The sequence below is a fragment of the Streptomyces sp. NPDC091281 genome (assembly GCF_044757425.1).
GTDB lineage: Bacteria > Actinomycetota > Actinomycetes > Streptomycetales > Streptomycetaceae > Streptomyces.
Map to the genome: position 1 here is coordinate 257,022 of NZ_JBIVUY010000008.1, position 23,452 is coordinate 280,473.

Genomic DNA, 23,452 nt, shown 5'->3' on the forward strand with positions numbered 1-23,452 from the left:
CTCTTGTGCTGTGGACACGACGCACACGGGTGCCTCTTTGTTCTTCGGAACCCCGCACTGCTCGATCATGTCGGCGAGGCGGGCGCGTGACCGGCCGAGGCTGCGGCTTCATCAACGCCTGCCGATCGTCACACCCGCCGGTGCGCTCTTACTCCCACCCACATCCTGGGAATCGGATGCGGCACCGGTCGACTCACCCGCTCCTACGCCTGCCTATACCCGGCTGTGCTGGTCATCGGCATCGACCCATGCGCCGAAATGATCAACCACGCTGCCGCGTCCACAACAGCAGTGCGGTGGCTGCAAGCCCGCGCGGAACAACTGCGCCTCAGTAAGCACTTGTTGAGCCTAGGCGTATCCACCCCGTCGCTTCGGCGCCGGCAGAACCCACACCAAGGGCAGCCCGAAATTAGCCGGATCACTGCCCTGGACGGCACGGTCGTCATCGCCGATGCCTTGTCCTCACCACCCACCCCACGATGAGCCACGCTGCGGCACGCCCCCGGCCTGCCGACCCGAGCACGTGGACGAATCGCCGGCCTGACCTCGACAGGGGGTGAAGCACGCACTGGGACATGCAGGGCTGCACGCTAAGCATCGGGCCCGTCACGCTCATAACGGTGGCACTGATCATCGTCGACAACTCCATGCAGAGCTGCCCTGCCCGGATCCCTGAGTGCGACGACCTGATGATCACGCCGATGGAGCAGGTCCGTCGATGTTCCCTGCAAACAGCTACCTACCCGCCCCTGTGGCCTCCTTGAACAGGAGCCCTACTGGTGGTCATTGCCAAACGCGAACGCCGGCGTGTCCGTGCTGACACGTCAGCACGGGTGCCGGATCGAGGGGGGAACGAGCCGGATACAGGAGGATGCAAACGGGGTGTTTGTCCAGGATCGGCGGCGTTCTCGCAGCTCAGGAAGGTAACATTGTCGGGTTCGACTCCCCTAGGCTCCACATCGAGAAGACCCCTCTGACCTGCGGGAACGCGGTCAGGGGGGTCTTTTCACGCCGGGGGCAGGGTGAGCCGGGCCCAGACGGACTTGCCGTGGGGGCCGTGGTCGTCGGTCCAGCCCCAGCTCGTGCTGAGCGCGTCGATGATGGGCAGCCCGCGATGGCGTTCGGCCAGCGGGGCCGGGCACGTCAGGCGGGGGCGGCGGCGGCTGGGGTCACGGACGACGCAGAGCAGGGTGCGCGGACGCAGGGCGAGCGCGAGCCACACGGTCGGCGGGGGGTCGGCCGCGGCGCGCGCGCCGCGCGGACGGCCGTGGCGTACGGCGTTCGCGACCAGCTCGGAGGCGATCTGGACGGTGTCGTCGCACAGGCCGCTGCTCAGGTCCCAGCCCAGCAGGGTCCGCCGGGTGAACTGCCGGGCCACGGAGCAGCAGTCCGTCGCGGCCGGTATCCGGCGGGCGGCGAAGGGGGTGCTGCCCATGCCTATCCGCAGGGCGAGATCGGAGGGGACGGCGGGGGGGACGCCGCGGAAGAGGCGGTGATCCGCCCCGACGGGCGCTCGGTGGGTCGACCGTGGCCGGATGCCGTGGTCGCGCTGTGCCGTCATCGTCCCTCCCCGGAGACCGTACGCGCCGGAGACCGTGCGCGGCCCGGGGCCTGGCGTGCCGTCTCGGCCGTCACTATTCCGGTCGGTCCGTCGTTTCTGCAAGCGTCGGTCTGCAATTGCAGACCCTCGGTATTCGTACATGAGGCCGATGCGGCGCGCTTTTCGGAGCGGGTGTCCGCCGGCCGGGAAAGAGAGGGGCGAGGAACATGCAGCGAGTGGAGAACGGCATCGTCGCCGACACGATCCAGGGCGTCACATGGCGCAAGAGCAGCCGCAGCGGCGCGAGCGGCAACTGCGTGGAGGTCGCCGCCCTGCCGGACGGAGCCGTGGCGGTGCGCAACTCCCGCTTCCCGCAGGGACCGGCTCTCGTCTACACGCGCGAGGAAATCGTGGCTTTCCTCGGCGGCGTGAAGGACGGGGAGTTCGATTTCACGCTCTGATGACAGAGCGTAGATTTATGGCCACTTCCTGACGGCCGTGAGGAGCGGCTGCCATACTCGGGTTTCTCGGACAGGTCGATTGGAGTGCCCCGTATGGCAGCCGAGCCGCAGGCGCCGTCCATTCTCGGATTCCCGCACCGCGCGGAATGGGGTGCGACCGCGCACCGCAAAGCGCTCGCCGGTCATCTGCGCCGCTGCCGTGACCACGCGGGGATCGGGACCCGGCAGGCGGCCCGCTGCATCGGCGCCTCCGAATCGACCATCAGCCGCATCGAGAACGGGCTCGCCTCCCTCAAGACGGACGAGGTGGAGCAACTGCTCGACGAGTACGGCGTGCACGACCCGGCCGAGCGGCGGCGGATCGCGGACCTGGTGAGCGAGGCGGCGAAGCCCGACCCCTGGCAGCCCCACGCCCACGCCGCGCCGCCCAGCCTGCGCCCGCTGCTGGCGATGGAGCCCGCCGCCCACCGCATCGTCTCCTACGAACCGCAGCTGGTACCGGGCTGGCTCCAGACCGAGGAGTACGCCCGGATCGTCATCCAGGCGATGGACCCCACGCTTCCGGCCTCGAAGGTCGAGGAGCGGGTCCGGCTGCGCTGCGCCCGGATCGAGATGCTGCGCCGCGCGGACGGACCGCCGACCCTGCTCGCGGTGATGGACTCCGAGGTGCTGCGGCGGATGGTCGGCGCCCCCGGCGTCATGTACCGGCAGATCACGCACCTGCTGATGCTCCTGGACGAGATGCCGTACGCGATCCGCCTGCACATCGCCCCGCTGGCGGTCGGCGCCGCGGGGGCGGTCGGGCATCCCATCGTGCACCTGCGCTTCTTCGCCCACGAGTACCTGCCCGACATGGTCTACCTGGAGCAGCACGAGGGCGCCGTCTACCGGGACAAGCCCTCGCAGTCGGAGCGGTATCTCGCGGTGCTTAACCACCTGGTCGGCCTGGCGACCCCGGCCGACCAGACCGCGTCCCAACTGCGCGAGGTCCTCCGGACCTGGAAGCAGTGAACGGGGTTCGCCCCGGTCGCGCCGTCTGCCCCGCTCGCACCGTCCGCCCCGGTCGCACGGTGGGCCCCCGTGGCCTGGTGGACCTCTGTCGCACGGTCGGTCTCTGACGGACCGGACCGCACCGTCCTCGCGGCGGTGGAGCGGAGCGGGCGGGCCTCAGCGGCGGACGAAGCCCACGCCGCCGTACTCCTCCCACTCCCAGGTCACCTGGGCGGGCACCTCGTCCTGCTGCGGCCGCCACGCCGACACCTCGGTCAGACCGGGCTCGACCAGGTCCAGCGGCGCGCAGAACGCCTCGACGTCGGCGCGTTCGCGGACCCGGCCCCAGTGGCCCCGGGTCTGCTCGTCCATGAAGCGCGTGACGAAGTCACGGACCTGCTCCGAGGCGCTGACCAGTTGGCAGACGACCATCATGCTGCCCACCGGCAGCCGCTCCGCCACCCGCGCGATCAGCTCTGCGGGCCCGCTGGAGTCCGGGATGCAGTGCAGCACCGACACGAACAGCGCGGCGACCGGCTCGTCGGGGCGGATCAGGCGGCGTACGGGCTCGCTGGCGAAGACGGTGTCGGTGTCGCGGAAGTCGGCCTGGAGCACCGCCGTGCGGTCGTTGCTCTCCAGCAGCGCGCCGCCCATGGCGCGCACGATGGGGTCGTTGTCGACGTAGACCACCCGGCTCGCCGGATCGACGCGCTGGGCGATCTCGTGCACGTTGTCCCGCGTGGGCAGGCCCGAGCCGTGGTCGACGAACTGGCGGATGCCGTGGTCGGCGGCGAGGGAGTGCACCACCCTGCGCAGGAACTGCCGGTTGTTGAGGGCGAGTTCGCGCATGCTGGGCACGTGCAGGAGGAGTTCCTCGCAGGCGGCGCGGTCCGCGGGGTAGTTGTCCTTGCCGTCGAGGAGGCTGTCGTACATCCGGGCCACGCTCGGAACCGAGACGTCCACTCCGTACGGCAGATCCACCCGTGCCACCCCCCGGTACCGTGACGGACCGTCATCTGACGCCGTGACAGCACAGTTTAGGGGGAGAGTCCCGCCGCCGTGCCGGGGAGGTGGCCGGTTGTCACTCCTTCAGGGGCGCGGAGCGGGGCAGCAGGCCGGGGACGACCCCCGGCGATATGCCCAGGACCTCGGCCACGCGTTCCGAGCTGAGCCGCAGCCGCCGGTGCAGCACCTGTGCCTCCAGCGGGAGGGAGCGGGCGGGCCCGTCTGACTGGTCCGGGTGCCCTGGGCCGGCCAGCGCCTGGCCGATGTGGTCGTGCAGGATGTCCCAGGCGACGGCGGCGGGCCCGGCGCTGCCCAGGGCCACGGTCCAGGTCACCGCGAGTTCGGTGAACGCGTCGCTCACCACGCGCTCCGCCGCGTCGGACTGGCCGATCCGTAACGCCGCGTACCGCAGGTAGGGCTCGTAGTGGCGCTCACGGAACGCGCCGAACGCCGTCACGGCCGCCCGCTCCACCCGGTGGGCGCCGCCCCGGTGCGGGGCCGCGCCCGTCCGCCCCGGTCCCGGGCGGACCGCCGGACGCGCGGACCGGTCGGCCGTCACTCCGCCGGTCCCGGCCGGGCGACGTGGGCGACACCGTCCGGCAGACCGGGGTCGTCGACCATCAGGAACGCGTAGTGCACCGCTTCCCACAGCGGCTTCACCTCCGAGGGGCGGCCGCCCAGCGCGAGCACCAAGGCGGACAGGACCTCCCAGTCGGGGATCTCGTGGCCCGACAGCACCCTCCGGGCGGCCCCGGTGCTCACCTTGCCGCCGCTGAGCGACGCGATCCGCTCGGCGGTCGGCGACTTCGCGGCCCGGTGCAGCCCGCGCAGCGTCGCGTGCAGCTGCTCGATGGCGCGGGGGACGGGCTGCCGCGGCAGCGGCGGCCGCCCGTGCGCCGCTTCGAACAGCACCCGCAGCTCCGCCGGGTCGGCGCCGAGGATGTTGCTCAACGCGCACACCAGGTCCCAGGTCGGGAGCCGGTCGCCGGACAGCACCCGCGAGACGTACGAGGGGGACAGCATCGCGACCTCGGCCACCTCGCGGATCGTCCTGCCGCTCGCGGACTGCAACTGGGTCAGCGCGGCGGCCAGCCGGCCGACCGGGCCCACGGCGTCCGGGCGGTCGGCGGGCTGCTCCTCACCCCCGTCCGCGGGGGCCGTGGAACGGACCGGCCGCCACCGGGCGGGGGCGGCCCGCTTGTCGTTGGCGTGCAGATCCATCATCCGCGCCACCCGCTCCGGCCCCCACCGGGCGCGCGCCGTCTCCGGCGCGACATGGGCCGCCCGGGCCACGCTCTCCCATTTCTCACCGCGATGCCGGGCGTCCGACACCGCAGCCGCGGTGTAGATATCCAGCTCCCTGCGGATCGTCTCGGCGCGCTCCAGCAGCGTCGCCAGTTCCTCCCGGCGCAGCTCGCTGTCCATGAGCTGTCCGGCCAGCCGGTGGATCTCGGTGGCGATGGTGCCGCCCAGCGGACTCTGCCGGTCGGCGGACCGGGCGGCGGGCGTCTGGCGCTTGCGCTGCGCCCTTCTGCGGCACGCGACGCCGCAGTACCGCCGACGGCGGCCCGCGCCTGTGTTCTGCACCAGCGGAGCCGCGCAGGTGACGCACCGGTCCGCCGGTGGGCCGTCCGGCAGCGGTGTACCGCCGCGCTCCGCGGAATCCTGACGCGGAACCTCCGCCGCGCTCATCGTGGCCCTCGTGATCCTCGTGTCCCGTGGTCACCGAGCTGCCGGGCCCGTGCGTCCGGGGGCGGGGCGGCCCCTTCCACGCTCGCCCGACCGGTGGGAAGACGGCGTCGGACGCCGCGGGGAACGCGGGGAACGTTCCTGCGGTGCGGCGCCACCGATCCGGGCGTGACAGAACGGGCACGCGCGCGTGCGTCCCCTCCGTCGGCGTTGCTACCGTCCAGGCGTGCTTCCGGCACCGCGGTGCCGGACACGCCATGGAGTGCGGTCATCTCGCTCCTCAGGGAAGTGATGGCTGCTCAAAATGCGGAAGGGTCCCGGAATTTCGGTAGCCAGCCTGGTCCGGGGCCCACCTCCGCCGTGAGGTTAGCGCGCCGTCCTCAGGCTCGGCCATCAGAGTGAGACGTAACCATTCAAGCGACCTCACCCCCGCGCTAAAAGCGCAGCACCGGGCCGTACAGCCCCCTGAGTCCATTCATTTCGTGGCACATTTTGATCGGATGCGAAATCAATCGATCGCTTTGCTAGGAGAAGCGGGCGGGAAGTGTGTGCGGCAGAGACTGAAAAACCACCGGGAAGCCCCCGGCGCACGCCCCCGCCGCCTTTCGCCTCCGTTTCGCCGCTCTTTCGCTCCCCTTCGCTCCCTTTCGCTTCCCCTCACGCCACCCCGCACCGCGCAGCGAAGAGCCCTCCCGACCGGCGTCCGGTCGGGAGGGCTCTTCGGTGCGCTGCGATGTTCTCCGGCCTGTTTCTGTTTCACGTGAAACAGAAACAGGGTCAGGCTCAGCCGCGGTCCTCGCGGTTGGCCGCCTCCTCGTCCTCCTTGGCCTGGACGTCCGGGTCGAAGGCGCCGGCGCTGCCGTCGACCGAGGTGAGACCGGCCGCGGCGGGGACCTCGGTGGCCTCCGGCGGCTCGACCAGCCAGTCCGGGTTGGCCTGCTTGTCCCACCACTTCCAGGCCGCGAAGGCACCGCCGGCCACGAGGCCCGCCACGACGAGCACCTTGGCGGCCTTGCCCGCCCTGGCCCGGCGGCGGTGCTTGCGCACCAGCTTCTCGATCTCCTTCGCCGTGACGTGACCGCGGAGGGCCGCCAGGACGGCGGCGCTGCGGGCGGCAGCCTCGTCCTTCACCGGTCCGGCCGAGGCCACGGCCTGCTCGATCTTCGGCCGGGAGTAGTCGGCGGCCTGCCGGGCGGCGATCCGGGTGCGGAGCGCGGCTTCGTGCGCGGCCTGGTCGACCTTCGGCGGGACATGCGTCAGCGCCTGCTCCAGTCGCGGGGCGACATGGGCGTCGTACTGGACGCGGGCCTGTTCGGCGGCCTGCGTCACCTTCGGCGCGAGCCGTACGCGGGCCTCGTGCGCGTAGAGCGCGGCCCTCTCCTTGGCCGTGTCGGCGTAGGGCGCCACCACTTCCGCGGCGTGCAGCACGCTGCCCTTCGCCGAGCCGGTCGCGGCGCGCACGCTGTCGATGCGGGTCACGGGTTCCTCCTCCTCGGTGGCGTACGGTAAATCGCCTTTCCGCCCTTGTGCGGATCATGCCTGCCGACGGCCGCCGGAGCATGCCCGGCGGGGCATACGGGTGCCGGACGTCCCGAGTTGTCTTGATCGGATGCAACGGATGCAACGGGTGCAACGGGTGGGCCAGGACCGGACGGATGCGGACGCGGCCCGGATCGGGCCCGGACGAGGCCCGGATCAGATCGGGGTCAACCTGGATCAGGTCTGGATCAGGTCTGGATCATGTCTGGATCATGTCTGGACGAGAGATGGGAGAGCGGGTGAATACGGGGCAACGGGAGCTTGTCGTCGACAATGCCACGGATCGGTCCCGCTCGCTCCCGACCCGGCCCGGAACGGCACGATTCCGTACCCGAAGCGGCCGGTCCGCCGGGCCGGACGGACGGCGGACGGCGTAGGCGGTGGTGCGTGCGAGGATCGGCCTGTCACAGAAGGACGACGGAAGGCGCACCGTGGCCGAGCAGCTCCACGCCACCCTCAGGACCAACCACGGGGACATCGACGTCCGGCTCTTCCCGGACCACGCGCCGAAGACGGTGCGCAACTTCGTGGACCTGGCCACGGGCGGCCGTGAGTGGACCCACCCGGCGACCGGCGCGCGGACGACGGCGAGGCTCTACGACGGCACGGTCGTCCACCGGGTGATCAGCGGGTTCATGATCCAGGGCGGTGACCCGCTGGGCAACGGCACGGGCGATCCCGGCTATGCCTTCGAGGACGAGTTCCACCCCGACCTGCGCTTCGACCGGCCGTACCTGCTGGCGATGGCCAACGCGGGCCCCGGGACGAACGGCTCGCAGTTCTTCATCACCGTCGCTCCGACGGCCTGGCTGAACCGCAAGCACACCATCTTCGGCGAGGTCACCGACCCGGCCGGTCAGAAGGTCGTCGATGCGATCGCGGGCGTCCGGACCAACCCGCGCACCGAGCGTCCGCTGGAGGACGTCGTGATCGAGTCGGTCGTCGTCGAGAAGCGCGCGGCCGGTCGGGTCTGAGGAGGCTCCGGACCTGCTCCGGGAACCATTCGTCCCGCTCGTCCGTAAGGATGGGCGGAGGCCGGGGCGGGGCGCGGTCCTGTTCCCGGCGTCCCGCGCACGACGACCTGTTCACCACGACCTCGGGGGAGCGCATCCATGGACCAGGCACCAGGCAGCCGACCCGACGGCGGCGCGCAGAGCGGCCTGCCCTCGTGCTACCGGCACCCGGGCCGGGAGACCGGGGTGAGCTGCACCCGCTGCGAGCGCCCCATCTGCCCGGAGTGCATGGTCAGTGCCTCCGTCGGCTTCCAGTGCCCCGAGTGTGTGCGGGAGGGTTCGGGCACCGGCCACGCCCCGGACGCCGCCCGGCCCCGGACGCTCGCGGGGGGTTCGATCGCCGCCGACCCCCGCCTGGTCACCAAGATCCTCCTCGGCATCAACCTGGCGGTCTTCCTGGCCGTCCAGGCCAGTCCGTCGCTGGCGGACCACCTCGTCCTGGTGGGCCGGGCCTTCTTCCCGGAGACCGGCCAGGTCGAGGGGGTCGCCGAGGGCGAGTGGTACCGGCTGGTCACCGCGATGTTCACGCACCAGGCCGTGCTGCACTTCGTGATGAACATGCTGAGCCTGTGGTGGCTCGGCGGCCCGCTGGAGCAGGCCCTCGGCCGGGTCCGTTATCTGGCGCTCTACCTCGTCTCGGGCCTCGCGGGCAGCGCGCTCACCTATCTGCTGGCCGGGGCGAACACCGCCTCGCTCGGCGCCTCCGGCGCGATCTTCGGCCTGTTCGGCGCCACCGCCGTCCTGATGCGCCGCCTGCGCTACGACATGCGGCCGATCATCGCCCTGCTGGTGATCAACCTCGTCATCACCTTCGGCTGGTCCGGCATCGCCTGGCAGGCCCACGTCGGCGGCCTCGTCGCCGGTGTCCTCGTCGGGTACGGCATGGTCCACGCCCCGCGCCAGCGGCGGACGGCGGTCCAGGTCGGCAGCTGCGTCCTGGTCCTCGCCGTCACCCTGGCACTGGTCCTGCTGAGAACCGCCCAGCTCACCTGAGGCCTCCCCGCCCGGCCCACCCGGGGGCCCGGCCGGACTCACCTGAGTGGGCGCGCCCAGCTCCCCGGAGCGGCTTCCGGGCACAAGTTGTCCACAGTGGGTGCCGGATCTTGTGCACACGGTGCGGGAACAACTGTGCCCCCTGTCCCCGACCCTTGTTTCCGCAGGTCAGGCAGGGGGCGAACAGGTTTTCGAATGCCGTGGTTTCTTCACACCGGCGTCAACCTGCCAGAGGTTATCCACAGATCGTCGTTCTTTTTCCCCATTGTGGACAACGGCTGTGGATAACTCGCCGGAAATCCCTGGGCAGAGGTGGCGCAGCAGCCGTCCGGCCTGCTACTTCCACTGCGTGGAGACGCCGAAGCCCGCCGCGATGAAGCCGAAGCCGACCACGATGTTCCAGTTGCCCAGCGCGTCGATCGGCAGTGACCCGTCGGTCACGTAGAACACGACGATCCAGGCGAGGCCGACGAGGAACATCGCCAGCATCACCGGCGCGACCCAGGCCCGGCTGTTCAGCTTGATGGCGGTCGTCTGCTTCGCCGGGGGCGGCGTGTAGTCGGCCTTCTTGCGGATACGTGACTTCGGCACGAGGGTCTCTCCTGTCGATGCGCTGCGTGGCCGCGCAGGGTACTGGGTCGGGCTCGGGGCAGCGTACAAGGGGACACTGAGGCGGCGCTGAGTGCTCCCCCGGGCGTCCGTTAGCGTAGTGCTTCTACGGCGCCGAAGGAGATAAGGGTACGTTGAGCTATTCTGCCGACTCCCCCGGTACGGGGACAACGGGTTCCGCACCCGAACCTCGCCGTCGGCGGCTGCGGCCGGTGCGCGTGCTCACCGCGGGCGTCTTCGCCCTCGCCGGACTCATCTTCTTCACCAGCTTCGACACCGCCAAGGGCACCGACATCCGCACGGACGCCTCGCTGCTGAAGCTCTCCGACCTCATCCAGGAACGCAGCCACAAGAACGGCGAGCTGGACGAGACCAACGCGGCCCTGCGCGACGACGTCGACACCCTCGCCGAGGCCGACGACGGCAGCACCAGCGCCGAGGACGAGAAGCTGGCCCGCCTGGAGGACGCGGCGGGCACCCAGAAGGTGAAGGGCAAGGCCATCACCGTCACCCTCGACGACGCCCCGCCGAACGCCACCGCCAAGCTCCCCGGCTACCCCGAGCCGCAGCCCGACTACCTGGTCATCCACCAGCAGGACCTCCAGGCCGTCGTCAACGCGCTCTGGCAGGCGGGCGCCGAGGGCATCAAGGTGATGGACCAGCGGCTCATCTCCACCAGCGCCGTCCGCTGCGTGGGCAACACCCTGATCCTCCAGGGCCGCGTCTACTCCCCGCCGTACAAGATCCAGGCGGTGGGGGACCCGGAGAAGCTCCAGCAGGCCCTCGCGGACTCCCGCGCGATCCAGAACTACATGGTCTACGTCAACGTCTACGGGCTCGGGTGGAAAGTCACCGAGGACGGCACGGTGACGCTGCCCGGCTACTCGGGCACAGTGGACCTGCACTACGCGAAGCCGGTGGAGTAGCCCCCGCCGGGCCAGCCGCCTCCCGGGGAGCCGCCGGTGCGCGTGATCGTCAGAACGCTCAGCGAACTCTGCGTCACGGTCGGCACCGTGATCCTGCTCCTCGTCGTCTACCTGCTCTTCTGGACCGGGGTCCGCGCCGACCGCGCCATGGACGCGCAGATCGACCTCCTCCGCGACCAGTGGGCGCACCCGAACCCGACCGCGCCGCCCGCCCCCGCCCCGCAGCCCTCCGCGCCGGACCGGCCGCCCTCCGCCGGGACCCCGGCCGCCACCCCGGCGGTCACCCCGGACCCCGCGTCCGGCCCCGCCGCCGTGCCCGCGCCGCCGAGGCCGTACCGGGAGGGCAGGCCCTTCGCGATCATGTACATCCCGCGGTTCGGTTTCACGTGGAACAAGCCCGTGCTGGAGGGCACCGGCACGGCCACCCTCAAGAAGGGGCTCGGCCACTACGCGGGCACGGCCCGCCTCGGGCAGCCCGGGAACTTCGCCGTCGCCGGTCACCGCCGTACGTACGGCGACCCCTTCAAGGACTTCCCCCGGCTGCGGCCCGGCGACGCGGTGGTCCTCGACGACGGCGTCACCTGGTTCACGTACCGCGTCGACCGGGGGCCGTACAAAACAGTGCCCTCGGATGTCGAGGTGATCGCCGCTCTGCCACGTAAGTCGGGGTATACGCGTCCCGGACGCTATCTGACGCTGACCACGTGCGACCCCGAATGGGGCCACAGTCACCGGCTGATCGTCTGGGCGCACCTGGACTCCACACAGCCTGTGGAGACAGGCGAACCGAGGGCTCTGCGCCGTTAGTCTGGTGACGTACGGCGTGAGTCAGGTGCCGTGGTGCGACGGAAGGGACGGCATGTACGGCTGGATCTGGCGGCATCTGCCGGGAAACGCCCTGCTGAGGGCGCTGATCTCGATCGTGCTCGTGGTGGCCGTGGTCTATGTCCTGTTCCAGTACGTCTTCCCGTGGGCCGAACCGCTGCTTCCCTTCAATGATGTGACGGTGGACAACCAGTGAGCGCGCGCATTCTCGTCGTCGACAACTACGACAGCTTCGTCTTCAACCTGGTCCAGTACCTGTACCAACTGGGCGCCGAGTGCGAGGTCCTGCGCAACGACGAGGTCACCACGGCCCACGCCCAGGACGGCTTCGACGGCGTCCTGCTCTCCCCCGGCCCCGGCACCCCCGAGGAGGCCGGGATCTGCGTCGACATGGTCCGCCACTGCGCGGACACCGGCGTCCCCGTCTTCGGCGTCTGCCTCGGCATGCAGTCGATGCAGGTGGCGTACGGCGGTGTCGTGGACCGGGCGCCGGAGCTGCTGCACGGCAAGACCTCGCCGGTGGAGCACGGCGGCAAGGGCGTCTTCGCCGGACTGCCCTCCCCGTTCACCGCGACCCGCTACCACTCGCTGGCCGCCGAGCCCGCCACCGTCCCGGCCGAGCTGGAGGTCACCGCCCGCACCCGCGACGGCATCGTGATGGGCCTGCGCCACCGAGAACTGCCCGTCGAGGGCGTGCAGTTCCACCCGGAGTCGGTGCTCACCGAGCACGGGCACCTGATGCTGGCCAACTGGCTGGTGGAGTGCGGCGACCAGGGCGCGGTGGCGAGGTCGGCGGGGCTCGCCCCGGTGGTGGGCAGGGCCTCGGCGTGACCGCGCTGCGCCCCGAGCGCGAGGAGCGGTACGGCGAACAGCCGTACCGGGCTCCCCTCGACGACGAGACGGTGGCGCTGCGGATACCGCGGGCGCCCGAGTCCTGGCACGAGTTCGGCGGCGAGTCCATATCCGCTTCTGACGCCCCGGCGGCGTCCGCCCTCCCCGGAACCCCGGCCGGTGGCCGTGCGGCCCGCAGGAAGGCCGCCAAGCGCCGTCACGGGCGCCACGGCGGTTCCCCGGAGCAGGACCGGCCCGACCGGTCGTCCGGTCCGGCCCCGGACGGTCGGTCTCCGGACGGACGGTCCCCCGACGGACGCGCTGCGAACGGCGCACGGGGCGGGCGGGCCGCGGACCGCGCCGGGCGCCGTGCCGCGCCGCTCTCCCGCGTCGAGGCCCGGCGCCAGGCCCGCGCCCGCAGGCCCGGACCCGCGGTGGTCGCCAGCCGGGCCGTCGGCGAGGTGTTCATCACCACGGGCGTGCTGATGCTGCTCTTCGTCACCTACCAGCTGTGGTGGACCAACGTGCGGGCCCACGCGCAGGCGGACAAGGAGGCGAGCAGCCTCCAGAACGACTGGGCGAACGGCAAGCGCACCCCGGGCGCCTTCTCGCCGGGGCAGGGCTTCGCCATCCTGCACATCCCCAAGCTGGACGTCGTCGTCCCGATCGCCGAGGGCATCAGCAACAAGAAGGTCCTCGACAAGGGCATGGTCGGTCACTACGGCGAGGAGTCGCTGAAGACGCCCATGCCCGACGCGAAGACCGGCAACTTCGGCGTCGCGGGCCACCGCAACACGCACGGCGAGCCGTTCCGCTACATCAACCGGCTCCAGCCGGGCGACCCGATCGTCGTCGAGACCCAGGACGACTACTACGTCTACAAGATGGCGTCGATCCTCCCGAGCACCTCGCCGAGCAACGTCAGCGTCCTCGACCCCGTCCCCCCGCAGTCGGGGTTCACCGGACCGGGCCGCTACATCACCCTGACGACGTGCACGCCGGAGTTCACCAGCACGTACCGGATGATCGTCTGGGGCAAGATGGTGGAGGAACGGCCGCGCAGCAAGGGCAAGCCGGATGCGCTCGTCGAGTAGGGGCAGATGAACGTGGCAGCGACCACCGGCGACACCGAGCACGAAGAGCACACCGGCGCGCGGCACGGCGGCGCGTCGCCCGCCCGGCGCCGCGGCGGCGGACGCTTCGCCCGCGCGGTCAGCGTCCTCGGTGAACTCCTCATCACGGCCGGGCTGGTGCTCGGCCTGTTCGTCGTCTACTCCCTGTGGTGGACCAACGTCGTCGCCGACCGCAAGGCGGACCGGCAGGGCGACAAGGTCCGCGACACCTGGGCGCGGGAGGAGTCCGGCGGCCCCGGAGCACTCGACACCGGGAACGGCATCGGCTTCCTCCACGTGCCCGCGATGGGCGGCGGCGAGGTCCTGGTCGAGAAGGGCACCTCGCCGAAGATCCTCAACGACGGGGTCGCCGGGTACTACACCGACCCGGTCAAGGCCACGCTCCCCACGGCCGGGAAGAACGGCAACTTCTCCCTCGCCGCGCACCGCGACGGCCACGGCGCCAAGTTCCACCACATCGACAAGCTGGAGAAGGGCGACCCGATCGTCTTCGAGACGAAGGACGACTGGTACGTCTACAAGGTCTTCGCGACCCTGCCCGAGACGTCGAAGTACAACGTCGAGGTCCTCGGCCCGGTCCCCGCGGAGTCCGGCCGCACCAAGGCCGGCAAGTTCATCACCCTGACCACCTGCACACCCGTCTACACCAGCCGCTACCGGTACGTCGTCTGGGGCGAACTGGTCCGGGTCGAGAAGGTTGACGCGGACCGCACCCCGCCGAAGGAACTGCGCTGACGGACGGCGCACGGCGCCGCCGACGGACGAGGCAGCACACACGACGAAGGCCTCGGGCCCCGCGGGAAGTGATCCCGCGGGGCCCGAGGCCTTTTCCGCTCTGCCTGCCGGGAGCGCCGGCCGGTCGGTGGTGGCGCTAGCCGTTGCCTCCGCCGAAGAAGCCGATGCCGTCGTCGTCCCCGTCACCGCCGCCGTTGTTGCCCCCGTTGTTGCCGCCGCCCCCGCCGACGGTGACCAGGTTGACGGTCTGGCCGCGGTTCACTGTGCTGCCGGGTGCCGGGTCCGAGGTGAGGACGATCGCGTTGTCGTCGTTGGAGCCCTGGACGTTGCCGACGTTCAGGCCCGCCTGCTGGAGCGCGTTGCGGGCGTCCGCCAGCCGCTGGCCCTGGAGGTTGCCCGGGACCTGCGTCTGCTGGTTCTGCTTCGCCTTGCCGATCTGGATCTCGACCTGGGAGCCCTTGTCCACCTTGGAGTTGGCCGACGGGGTGGTCTGGATGACCTTGCCCACCTGGTTCTGGTCCTCGGTCTCGACCTCGCTGCAGTTGCCGGTGAGGTCGTTGGCCTGCATCTGCGCCTTGGCCTCGTCACAGCTCTTGCCGACGACGTCCGGGACGGTCGCCTTCTCCTCCGCCTTGGCGATGGTGAGGGTGATCTTCGACCCCTTCTCCACCTCGGTGCCGAGGCGCGGGTCCTGCTCCAGGACGGTGCCCGGCTCCTCGGTGGAGATCCGGTTCTTGGTCTCCACGACCAGCTGGTACTGGTCGCCCTCCAGCGTCGAGCGGGCGTCGTCCAGGCTCTTGCCGAGGACACTCGGCACGGCCACCTTCGGCGCCCCCGTGGAGATCACCAGGTTGACGAGGGAGTCCTTGTCGACCTCGGTCTTGGCCTTGGGGTCCTGGTCGCAGACGTTGCCCTTGGCCTGGTTCTCACAGGGCTTCTGCGTGACGGTCCCGAGCTTGAGGCCCACGTTGGTGAGCTGTTGCTGGGCGTCCGCCTGGGAGCTGCCGACGAGGTTGGGCACGGCCACCGGGTCGTCGGCCGAGCCGCCCCCGCCGCTGACGGCCCAGCGGCCGATCAGGATCGCGCCGACGAGGACCAGCACCGCCGCGACGACGAGGAGGATCGTGGAGGTGTTGTTCTTCTTCTGGCGCCGCCGGTCGGGACGGTCGTCGTAGCCGAAGCCGCCGTCGTCCGGGTTCATCGGGGGCAGCATCGAGGTGGCGCCGCCGTCCGCGGAGCGCAGCGCCGTGGTGGCCTGGTCGTCCGGGTAGCCGCCGTAGCCGACCGAGCCGAGCGCCGCCGTGGCCGCGACCGGCTGGCCGTCGAGGCAGGCCTCGATGTCGGCGCGCATCTCGTCGGCGGACTGGTAGCGGTAGTCGGGGTCCTTGACCAGGGCCTTGAGGACGATGGCGTCCATCTCGGGCGTGATCTCGGGGTCGAAGACGCTGGGCGCCTGCGGGTCCTCGCGGACGTGCTGGTAGGCCACCGCCACCGGGGAGTCGCCCACGAACGGCGGGCGGACGGTGAGCAGTTCGTAGAGCAGGCAGCCCGTGGAGTACAGGTCGGACCGGGCGTCGACCTGCTCGCCCTTGGCCTGCTCCGGGGAGAGGTACTGGGCGGTGCCGATCACGGCGGCCGTCTGCGTCATCGTCATACCGGAGTCGCCCATGGCGCGGGCGATGCCGAAGTCCATCACCTTGACCTGGCCGTTGCGCGTCAGCATGACGTTCGCGGGCTTGATGTCGCGGTGCACGATGCCACTGCGATGGGCGTACTCCAGGCCCTGGAGGATGCCGATCGTCATCTCCATGGAGCGCTCCGGCAGCAGCTTGCGGCCGGAGTGCAGCAGCTCACGGAGCGTGGAGCCGTCGACGTACTCCATGACGATGTACGGGATCGACACATCGCCGATGTAGTCCTCGCCCGTGTCGTAGACCGCCACGATCGCGGGGTGGTTGAGCGAGGCGGCCGACTGGGCCTCCCGGCGGAACCGGGCCTGGAAGGAAGGGTCGCGCGCGAGGTCCGCGCGCAGCGTCTTCACCGCCACGGTGCGGCCGAGGCGGGTGTCATGCGCGAGGTAGACCTCCGCCATGCCACCACGGCCGAGCACATGGCCCAGCTCGTACCGGCCGCCGAGGCGACGCGGCTCTTCCATAGCTACCTACCAGCCCTCTCCGTCGGTCCCGTCCGGCACACGTGTGCGGTCGGGGGCTGCCGTCCGGGCTTACCGTACCCGGACGGCGCTGTGCGACCTGGCCAAGCCCGTCACCCGATACAGGACCGGTATCGCAACGTGCGTCGATGTGCAGGCGACGTGATGGGGGTCACTGTGCGGGTCACTTCTTGCTGTCGATGACTGCCTTCATCACGTCCCTCGCGATCGGGCCGGCGAGACCGCCGCCGCTGATGTCGTCACGGTTGGCGGCGCCGTCCTCGACGACCACCGCGACCGCCACCGGCGAGCTGCCGTCGGACAGCTTCGCGTAGGAGATGAACCAGGCGTACGGCTTCTCGCTGTTGTTCAGACCGTGCTGGGCGGTACCGGTCTTGCCGCCGACGGTGGCCCCGGCGATCTTCGCCTTGCCGCCGGTGCCCTGCGGGTCGTTGACGACCGTCTCCATCATCTCCTGGAGCTTCTGGGCCGTCTCCGAGGAGACCGCCTGGGACAGCTCCTGCGGCTCGGTCGTCTCGATGGTGTCCAGGTTGGCGGCCTTGAGCTGGTCGACCATGTACGGCCTCATCAGCTTGCCGTCGTTGGCGACGGCCGAGGCGACCATCGCCATCTGGAGCGGGGTGGCCCGGTTGGAGGCCTGGCCGATGCCGTCCATGGCGTTCTGCGGCCGGTTGTCCTCGGGGTAGACGCTCTCCGAGGCGCGGACCGGGGTGTCCAGCTCGGCGTTGTTGTAGCCGAACTTCTCGGCCTGCTGGATCATCTTCTCGCTGCCGACGTTGTCGGCCATCTTCGCGAAGACGGTGTTGCAGGACACCATGAGCGCGTAGCGCAGGTTGGCGTCCTTGCACTCGCCGTGCTCGTTGGTGAGGTCGGTCTTGGTGTCCGGCAGCTGGTACGGGTCGGGCGTCTTGGTGGCGTCGTCGATGCCGTCGACCACGCCGTTCTCCAGCGCCGCGGCGGCCGTGACGACCTTGAACGTGGAGCCGGGCGGGTAGGTCTCGCGCAGCGCCCGGTTCAGCATCGGGTCGTCGGCGTTGTTCTTCTTCTGGACCGCGTTCCAGGCCTCGGAGTCCTTGTCGGAGGCCCCGGCGAACTTCGAGGGGTCGTACGACGGCGTGGAGACCAGCGCGAGGATCTTGCCGGTGGCCGGGTCGATCGCGGCGACGGCGCCCTTCTTGTTCCCCAGGCCCTCGTACGCCGCCTTCTGCGCGGCCGAGTTGAGGGTGGTGACGACGCTGCCGCCCTCCTTCTTCTTGCCCGTGAGCATGTCGAGCGTGTTGCGGAAGAAGAGCCGGTCGTCGTTGCCGGTGAGGATGCCGTCCTCCAGCTTCTCCAGCTGGGTGGCGCCGAACGCCTGCGAGGAGTAGCCGGTGATCGGCGCCCACATCGGGCCGTTGTTCCAGGTCCGCTTGTACTTGTAGTCGCCGCTGGTGGTCTCCACCGAGCCGGTGATGGCCTTGCCGTCGACGATGATGTCGCCGCGCGGGGTGGCGTACCGCTCGATGTTCACGCGGCGGTTCTCGTCGTCGGTGGCGAGGGTGTCGGCCTTGACGTACTGGAGCCAGTTGTCGCGGATGAGCAGGGTGAGGATCAGGAGTCCGCAGAAGATCGCGATCCGGCGCAGGGGCTTGTTCATGACGGGCGGACCACCTGGGTCATCTCGGCGTCGGGGTTGGAGGCGGGGGCCGGGGCCGGGCGGCGCGCGGTGTCGCTGATCCTGATCAGGATGCCGATCAGCGCCCAGTTGGCGATGACCGAGGAACCGCCGTAGGCCAGGAACGGCATCGTCATACCGGTCAGCGGGATGAGGCCCATCACACCGCCCGCGACGACGAACACCTGGAGCGCGAACGCGCCGGACAGGCCGATCGCGAGCAGCTTGCCGAAGGGGTCGCGGGCGGCGAGTGCGGTGCGCACGCCGCGCTCCACGATCAGCCCGTACAGCAGCAGCAGCGCCATCACACCGGCGAGGCCGATCTCCTCGCCGAAGGTGGCGAGGATGAAGTCGGAGTTGGCGGCGAAGCGGATCAGCTCGGAGTGGCCCTGGCCCCAGCCGGTGCCGAGGGTGCCGCCGGAGCCGAACGCCCACAGCGCCTGCATCGCCTGCTCGGAGTGGCCGGCCTGACCCTGCCGGGAGAGCGCGTACTCCTTCATCGGGTCGAGCCAGGCCTGGACGCGCTGCTGGACGTGCGGTTCGAAGCTGGCCACGCCGACCGCGCCCGCGCCGGACATCAGCAGACCGAAGACGATCCAGCTGGTCCGCTCGGTGGCGACGTACAGCATGATGATGAACATTCCGAAGAACAGCAGCGAGGTGCCGAGGTCCGTCTCGAAGACCAGGATGAGGATCGAGATGAACCAGACCACCAGGATCGGGCCGAGGTCGCGGCCGCGCGGCAGGTACAGGCCCATGAAGCGGCGGCTGGCGAGGGCGAGCGCGTCCCGCTTCACCATCAGGTAGCCCGCGAAGAAGACGGCCAGCACGATCTTGGCGAACTCACCGGGCTGGATGCTGAAGCTGCCGACCTGGATCCAGATCTTGGCGCCGTAGATGTTCCGGCCGAGGCCGGGCACCAGCGGCAGCAGCAGCAGGAGCAGCGCGCCGACCATGGAGATGTAGGTGTAGCGCTGGAGGACGCGGTGGTCCTTCAGGAAGATCAGCACCACGATGAAGAACGCGATGCCGAGCGCCGTGTACATCAGCTGGCGTGGTGCCGCGTTGCCCGCCTGCTGGATCTGCTGGAGCAGCTTGGACTGGTCCAGCCGCCAGATCGCGACCAGCCCCAGCCCGTTCAGCAGGGTGGCCAGCGGCAGCAGCAGCGGGTCGGCGTACGGCGCGAACTTGCGGACCACGAGGTGGGCGACACCGGCCAGCAGGCCGAGGCCCAGGCCGTACGCGAGCAGGCCCGACGGGACCTGCTCGTTGATGGCGAGCCCCACGTTGGCGTAGGCGAACACCGGGATGACCACGGCGAACACCAGCAGGGCCAGCTCGGTGTTGCGCCGGCTCGGGGTGCCGATCGAGCCGATCGTGGACGTGTGGTGGGTCGGCGTGTTGGTTGTGCTGCTCATGGGGTGACGGGGCCTCTCACGGCTTGCCTACTGCTTACCGCACAGCGAGACGACCTTCTGCTCATCCTCCGAGAGGGTGGGGCCGGGGCCGGGCGTACCGGCGGTCGCTGATGTGGACGGAGACGCGGACGACGACGCCGACGGGTTCGGGTCGGACGCCGAGGGGTTGGGGCTCGGTGATGCCTTGGACGTGAAGGAGACCGGAGTGGTTCCCGTGCCCCCGGCCTCGCCGGTGTCGGCGGCGGGCGGGGCGGACTCGGCCTTGTCGCCCTCCTCGGCCGGACCGGCCGCGGCGGGGGTCTTCGCGGCGTCGGCCTTCTTCTTGCAGGCGGAGGCCTGGACGGAGAGTTCGTCGATCTTCTTGCGCGCGGTGGACAGGTTCCCCTCGGCGATCGTGGCCTCCACCAGCTTCTGCTGGTACTGCGGGAGGTACTTGAGTTCGATCTCGGGGTGGTCCTTCTCCACCTTCGACAGCGAGACCCACGCCAGGTCCTGGCTGATGCCCCGGTACAGCGCGACGTGCTCGCCCTTGGTGCCGACGTAGTACTGCGTCTGCGTCCAGCGCCAGCCGCCGTACAGCCCGGCGCCGACCACGGCGAGCGCGAGCCCGCCGTACAGGGAGCGCTTGAGCCAGCGGCGGCCCTTGCGCGGCTTGACGAAGTCGTCGTCGGTGTAGTCCCCGAAGCCGTCGGTGGGGATGAAGCCGGTGACGTCGCCGCCGGAGCCGGGCGGGCCGAACTCGCCGCCGCCACCGCCTCCGCGGCCCTGGCGGCCGAGGCCGGAGGCGCGGCCGGCGGGGGTCTGCATGATGCCGTTGTCGTGCAGCTGGTGCTGGTTCTCGGCGACGGCGCCGACCACGACCGGGGTGTCCGACAGCTGCCCGGCGAGGGTGTCGCCGGTGTCCAGGTCGAGGACGTCCGCGACGATCACGGTGATGTTGTCGGGGCCGCCGCCGCGCAGGGCGAGCTGGATCAGCTCCTGCACGGTCTCCTGCGGGCCCTGGTAGCTGGCGAGGGTGTCTTCCAGCGTCTGGTGCGAGACGACGCCGGAGAGGCCGTCGGAGCAGATCAGATAGCGGTCGCCCGCCCGCACCTCACGGATCGACAGATCCGGCTCGACGTGCTCACCGCTGCCCAACGCCCGCATCAGCAGGGAGCGTTGGGGGTGGGTGGTGGCTTCTTCCTCGGTGATCCGGCCCTCGTCGACCAGCCGCTGCACCCAGGTGTGGTCCTGGGTGATCTGGGTCAGCACGCCGTCGCGGAGCAGGTAGGCGCGCGAGTCGCCGACGTGCACCAGGCCGAGCCGCTGGCCCGTCCACAGCAGCGCGGTCAGCGTGGTGCCCATGCCTTCGAGCTGGGGGTCCTCGTCGACCAGCGAGCGCAGCTGGTCGTTGGCGCGCTGCACGGCGGTGCCGAGCGAGGTGAGGACGTCGGAGCCGGGCACGTCGTCGTCGAGGGCGACGATGGTGGAGATGGCCTCGGAGGAGGCGACCTCACCGGCGGCGGCGCCGCCCATGCCGTCGGCGATGGCGAGCAGGCGCGGGCCGGCGTAACCGGAGTCCTCGTTGCCCTCCCGGATCATGCCCTTGTGCGATCCGGCGGCGAAGCGCAGTGACAGACTCATGCCCACCTCGCCCGTCGGCCCCGGGTACAGCCGGTCGTGTCGAGCCACACTGCCCACCCTCCGGTCGGGAGCGCGCCGCGGCCCGGGGTGCCGGCCGCCGCGGCGTGCTCGCTCCGCTCGCGCTCACTCATGATGTAGCACTACTTCCGCAGCTCGATGACGGTCTTGCCGATACGGATCGGTGCGCCCAGCGGGATCGGTGTGGGAGTCGTCAGCCGCGTTCGGTCGAGGTACGTGCCGTTGGTGGAGCCCAGGTCCTCGACGATCCACTGGCCGTCGCGGTCCGGGTAGATCCTGGCATGGCGGCTGGAGGCGTAGTCGTCGTCCAGCACGATCGTGCTGTCGTGCGCGCGGCCCAGCGAGATCGTCTGGCCCTGGAGGGCGACGGTCGTGCCGGTCAGGGTGCCCTCGGACACCACCAGCTTGGTCGGCGCGTTCCGGCCCCGGCGGCCGCCGCCGCCCGAGGCGGACTGCTGCCGCTGCTGCGGGGGCGCCTGCTGCCGCTGCGCCTGCTGCGGGCGGGCGGCCTCGCGGCGCGCGCCGCGCTGCGTGACGCGCGTACCGAACAGATCGCTGCGGATGACCTGCACGGCCACGATCACGAACAGCCACAGTACGGCCAGGAAACCCAGCCGCATGACCGTGAGGGTCAGCTCTGACATTGCCCCCGCTTCACCCTTCGGCTTGCCGGTAAATGATGGTGGTGCTGCCCACGACGATCCGCGAGCCGTCGCGGAGCGTAGCGCGGGTGGTGTGCTGCCCGTCCACCACGATGCCGTTGGTGGACCCGAGGTCCTGGATCGTCGAGGGCGATCCGGGCCGGATCTCGCAGTGCCTGCGGGAGACGCCGGGGTCGTCGATGCGCACGTCGGCCTCGGTGCTGCGGCCCAGGACCAGCGTCGCGCCGGAGATCTGGTGGCGGGCGCCGTTGATCTCGACCCAGTGGCGGGCGCGGGAGCCGGGCGCGGGTGCGCCGGCCGGTCCGCCGCCGCCGGGGCGCTGGCCGCCGCCCGCGGGCGGGTAGCCGTAGCCGCCGGGGCGGCCGGGGGGCGGGGCGGAGGGCATGGGGGGTGCGGCGGGGGCACCGGCCTGCGGGTATCCGTAGCCGCCGCGCTGCTGGCCCGCGGCGGGAGCGCCGCCGGGTGCCTGCTGGCTGCTGGTGGAGGCGAGGGTGCGGCTGCGGACGCGGTAGAGGCCGGTGTCGAGGTCCTCGGCCTTCTCCAGGTTGACCTTGATCGGTCCCATGAAGGTGTAGCGCTGCTGCTTGGCGTAGTCGCGGACCATGCCGGCCAGCTCGTCGCCGAGCTGGCCCGAGTACGGGCTGAGCCGCTCGTAGTCTGGTGTGCTCAGTTCCACGATGAAGTCGTTGGGCACGACGGTCCGGTCGCGGTTCCAGATGGTCGCGTTGTTGTCGCACTCGCGCTGGAGCGCGCCCGCGATCTCCACCGGCTGCACCTCGGACTTGAACACCTTGGCGAAGGTGCCGTTGACCAGACCCTCGAGTCGCTGCTCGAACTTCTTCAGGACTCCCATGGGGCACCTCCTCCGTCGTGACCTGCGTCCCGTGTCCCGTTTGCTTACCTGGTACCGCTCACTGCGTACTGCTCACTGATCGTATCTACGCGCCGGTGGATCGGCTGGTTCCCCCGGTCGGCCCAGCCGAACGGTGTCGGCACCCGGCCGACCGTTCTCCCCCCGCCGGTCCTTCTCCTCCCCTTCGCGCCCTTCGCCGCCCTTCGCCGTCGTTCGCTCCGGTTCTCTTCTTCTTTCCCCCCGGGTACCTTCCCGGGTTGCGCCGTACGTACGTCCGCACGTACTTCCGCTTGTGCCGCTGCCCTGGATCGTAGAGGCGGCCGGGGACCAGTGTCCCGCACCCGACCGGGCCACCGGTCCGGCTCCTGGGGAGACGGGCGGCATAGGTACGAGGTTGATACGTGAACCGGTCTCCGCCGGGACGTACGGGGCCGCCCGGACCCCTCCGCGGGGCCTCGCGCACCTGCTCCGGGGCCCCCGATAAGCGTGTGAACGCACCCTGGACCGCGTGCTAATGTTCTGCATGTCGGAAGGCGCCGGGCCGAAAAGCCCACAAGCCCGAGGACACACCCAATGCGCGGGTGGCGGAATAGGCAGACGCGCTGGATTCAGGTTCCAGTGCCCGAAAGGGCGTGGGGGTTCAACTCCCCCCTCGCGCACAGCGAAGAAGCGGTCGGCATCGTGATCACGATGCCGACCGCTTTGTTGTGTCCTCATGGCTTTCGTGTGGCCGACGACACGGGGCGAGGGAGCCGCGGGAGG

23 protein-coding genes and 1 tRNA gene are annotated in these 23,452 nt (G+C 70.7%); 12 read left to right on the forward strand and 12 right to left on the reverse strand.

The window, feature by feature from the left end; translation table 11 throughout:
- Positions 1-171: 171 nt before the first annotated feature.
- Positions 172-483, forward strand: a complete 312-nt coding sequence (locus tag ACIQPQ_RS22365; protein WP_401306474.1) for a class I SAM-dependent methyltransferase — start codon at positions 172-174, stop codon at positions 481-483.
- Between the two features lie 523 nt (positions 484-1,006).
- Here ACIQPQ_RS22365 and ACIQPQ_RS22370 read toward each other — a convergent pair.
- Positions 1,007-1,561, reverse strand: coding sequence for an ATP-binding protein (locus tag ACIQPQ_RS22370; protein WP_401306210.1), 555 nt, complete (start codon positions 1,559-1,561; stop codon positions 1,007-1,009).
- A gap of 206 nt (positions 1,562-1,767) precedes the next feature.
- Between ACIQPQ_RS22370 and ACIQPQ_RS22375 the strand changes: the two genes are divergently transcribed.
- Both ACIQPQ_RS22375 and ACIQPQ_RS22380 read left to right on the forward strand, forming a co-directional pair.
- Positions 1,768-2,001, forward strand: coding sequence for a DUF397 domain-containing protein (locus ACIQPQ_RS22375; protein ID WP_401306211.1), 234 nt, complete (start codon positions 1,768-1,770; stop codon positions 1,999-2,001).
- 93 nt (positions 2,002-2,094) lie between these two features.
- The gene (locus ACIQPQ_RS22380) at positions 2,095-3,012 is read left to right on the forward strand and encodes a helix-turn-helix domain-containing protein (protein ID WP_401306212.1); all 918 of its coding nucleotides are present in this window, start codon (positions 2,095-2,097) and stop codon (positions 3,010-3,012) included.
- Between the two features lie 156 nt (positions 3,013-3,168).
- Here the strand turns inward: ACIQPQ_RS22380 and ACIQPQ_RS22385 are convergent, their stop codons facing one another.
- From ACIQPQ_RS22385 to ACIQPQ_RS22400, 4 genes are all read right to left on the reverse strand, one after another.
- Positions 3,169-3,972 carry an SAM-dependent methyltransferase gene (locus ACIQPQ_RS22385; protein ID WP_401306214.1) on the reverse strand — a complete coding sequence of 268 codons (804 nt, stop codon included), beginning with the start codon at positions 3,970-3,972 and terminating at the stop codon, positions 3,169-3,171.
- A gap of 100 nt (positions 3,973-4,072) precedes the next feature.
- The gene (locus ACIQPQ_RS22390) at positions 4,073-4,453 is read right to left on the reverse strand and encodes a hypothetical protein (protein WP_401306216.1); all 381 of its coding nucleotides are present in this window, start codon (positions 4,451-4,453) and stop codon (positions 4,073-4,075) included.
- A 98-nt stretch (positions 4,454-4,551) separates the two neighbouring features.
- A complete protein-coding gene (locus tag ACIQPQ_RS22395) occupies positions 4,552-5,583 on the reverse strand; it encodes a helix-turn-helix domain-containing protein (protein WP_401306218.1) in 1,032 nt (343 codons plus the stop codon).
- An 885-nt stretch (positions 5,584-6,468) separates the two neighbouring features.
- Entirely contained in the window at positions 6,469-7,164 is a 696-nt protein-coding gene (locus tag ACIQPQ_RS22400; protein WP_401306220.1) for a DUF5324 family protein, read from the reverse strand.
- 491 nt (positions 7,165-7,655) lie between these two features.
- Between ACIQPQ_RS22400 and ACIQPQ_RS22405 the strand changes: the two genes are divergently transcribed.
- Positions 7,656-8,198, forward strand: a complete 543-nt coding sequence (locus ACIQPQ_RS22405) for a peptidylprolyl isomerase (RefSeq protein ID WP_401306222.1) — start codon at positions 7,656-7,658, stop codon at positions 8,196-8,198.
- Positions 8,199-8,336: 138 nt separating this feature from the next.
- Complete coding sequence (locus ACIQPQ_RS22410; protein ID WP_401306224.1) at positions 8,337-9,230, forward strand: rhomboid family intramembrane serine protease; 894 nt, start codon at positions 8,337-8,339, stop codon at positions 9,228-9,230.
- Positions 9,231-9,566: 336 nt separating this feature from the next.
- Here the strand turns inward: ACIQPQ_RS22410 and crgA are convergent, their stop codons facing one another.
- A complete protein-coding gene (crgA, locus tag ACIQPQ_RS22415; RefSeq protein ID WP_383769848.1) occupies positions 9,567-9,821 on the reverse strand; it encodes a cell division protein CrgA in 255 nt (84 codons plus the stop codon).
- A gap of 152 nt (positions 9,822-9,973) precedes the next feature.
- On the opposite strand from crgA, the gene ACIQPQ_RS22420 reads away from it, so the two are divergent.
- From ACIQPQ_RS22420 to ACIQPQ_RS22445, 6 genes are read left to right on the forward strand one after another with little or no spacing between them, the layout of a single operon-like run.
- On the forward strand, positions 9,974-10,765 hold the full coding sequence (locus tag ACIQPQ_RS22420) for a DUF881 domain-containing protein (protein ID WP_383769845.1): 792 nt from the start codon (positions 9,974-9,976) through the stop codon (positions 10,763-10,765).
- A 36-nt stretch (positions 10,766-10,801) separates the two neighbouring features.
- On the forward strand, positions 10,802-11,572 hold the full coding sequence (locus tag ACIQPQ_RS22425) for a class E sortase (protein ID WP_401306226.1): 771 nt from the start codon (positions 10,802-10,804) through the stop codon (positions 11,570-11,572).
- Positions 11,573-11,624: 52 nt separating this feature from the next.
- Positions 11,625-11,786, forward strand: a complete 162-nt coding sequence (locus ACIQPQ_RS22430) for a hypothetical protein (RefSeq protein WP_383769839.1) — start codon at positions 11,625-11,627, stop codon at positions 11,784-11,786.
- Positions 11,783-12,421 carry an aminodeoxychorismate/anthranilate synthase component II gene (locus tag ACIQPQ_RS22435; protein ID WP_401306228.1) on the forward strand — a complete coding sequence of 213 codons (639 nt, stop codon included), beginning with the start codon at positions 11,783-11,785 and terminating at the stop codon, positions 12,419-12,421. The genes ACIQPQ_RS22430 and ACIQPQ_RS22435 overlap by 4 nt, the downstream gene beginning before the upstream one ends.
- On the forward strand, positions 12,418-13,515 hold the full coding sequence (locus ACIQPQ_RS22440; protein WP_401306230.1) for a class E sortase: 1,098 nt from the start codon (positions 12,418-12,420) through the stop codon (positions 13,513-13,515). Before ACIQPQ_RS22435 ends, ACIQPQ_RS22440 begins: the two co-directional genes overlap by 4 nt.
- A 12-nt stretch (positions 13,516-13,527) precedes the next feature.
- Complete coding sequence (locus ACIQPQ_RS22445) at positions 13,528-14,289, forward strand: class E sortase (protein ID WP_383770157.1); 762 nt, start codon at positions 13,528-13,530, stop codon at positions 14,287-14,289.
- Positions 14,290-14,425: 136 nt separating this feature from the next.
- Here ACIQPQ_RS22445 and pknB read toward each other — a convergent pair whose 3' ends face one another.
- From pknB to ACIQPQ_RS22475, 6 genes are all read right to left on the reverse strand, one after another.
- On the reverse strand, positions 14,426-16,444 hold the full coding sequence (gene pknB / locus ACIQPQ_RS22450) for a Stk1 family PASTA domain-containing Ser/Thr kinase (protein WP_401306231.1): 2,019 nt from the start codon (positions 16,442-16,444) through the stop codon (positions 14,426-14,428).
- A 181-nt stretch (positions 16,445-16,625) separates the two neighbouring features.
- Positions 16,626-18,098, reverse strand: coding sequence for a peptidoglycan D,D-transpeptidase FtsI family protein (locus ACIQPQ_RS22455; RefSeq protein WP_401306233.1), 1,473 nt, complete (start codon positions 18,096-18,098; stop codon positions 16,626-16,628).
- Positions 18,095-19,534: an FtsW/RodA/SpoVE family cell cycle protein gene (locus tag ACIQPQ_RS22460; protein WP_383769826.1), complete on the reverse strand. Its 1,440-nt coding sequence runs from the start codon at positions 19,532-19,534 to the stop codon at positions 18,095-18,097. The genes ACIQPQ_RS22455 and ACIQPQ_RS22460 overlap by 4 nt, the downstream gene beginning before the upstream one ends.
- Before the next feature lie 27 nt (positions 19,535-19,561).
- The gene (locus ACIQPQ_RS22465) at positions 19,562-21,205 is read right to left on the reverse strand and encodes a Stp1/IreP family PP2C-type Ser/Thr phosphatase (protein WP_401306235.1); all 1,644 of its coding nucleotides are present in this window, start codon (positions 21,203-21,205) and stop codon (positions 19,562-19,564) included.
- A gap of 92 nt (positions 21,206-21,297) precedes the next feature.
- Positions 21,298-21,819 carry an FHA domain-containing protein gene (locus tag ACIQPQ_RS22470; protein WP_383769821.1) on the reverse strand — a complete coding sequence of 174 codons (522 nt, stop codon included), beginning with the start codon at positions 21,817-21,819 and terminating at the stop codon, positions 21,298-21,300.
- A gap of 10 nt (positions 21,820-21,829) precedes the next feature.
- Positions 21,830-22,690 carry an FhaA domain-containing protein gene (locus tag ACIQPQ_RS22475; RefSeq protein ID WP_401306237.1) on the reverse strand — a complete coding sequence of 287 codons (861 nt, stop codon included), beginning with the start codon at positions 22,688-22,690 and terminating at the stop codon, positions 21,830-21,832.
- Between the two features lie 575 nt (positions 22,691-23,265).
- Between ACIQPQ_RS22475 and ACIQPQ_RS22480 the strand changes: the two genes are divergently transcribed.
- Positions 23,266-23,349: transfer RNA gene (locus tag ACIQPQ_RS22480), tRNA-Leu, on the forward strand.
- Positions 23,350-23,452: the final 103 nt, after the last annotated feature.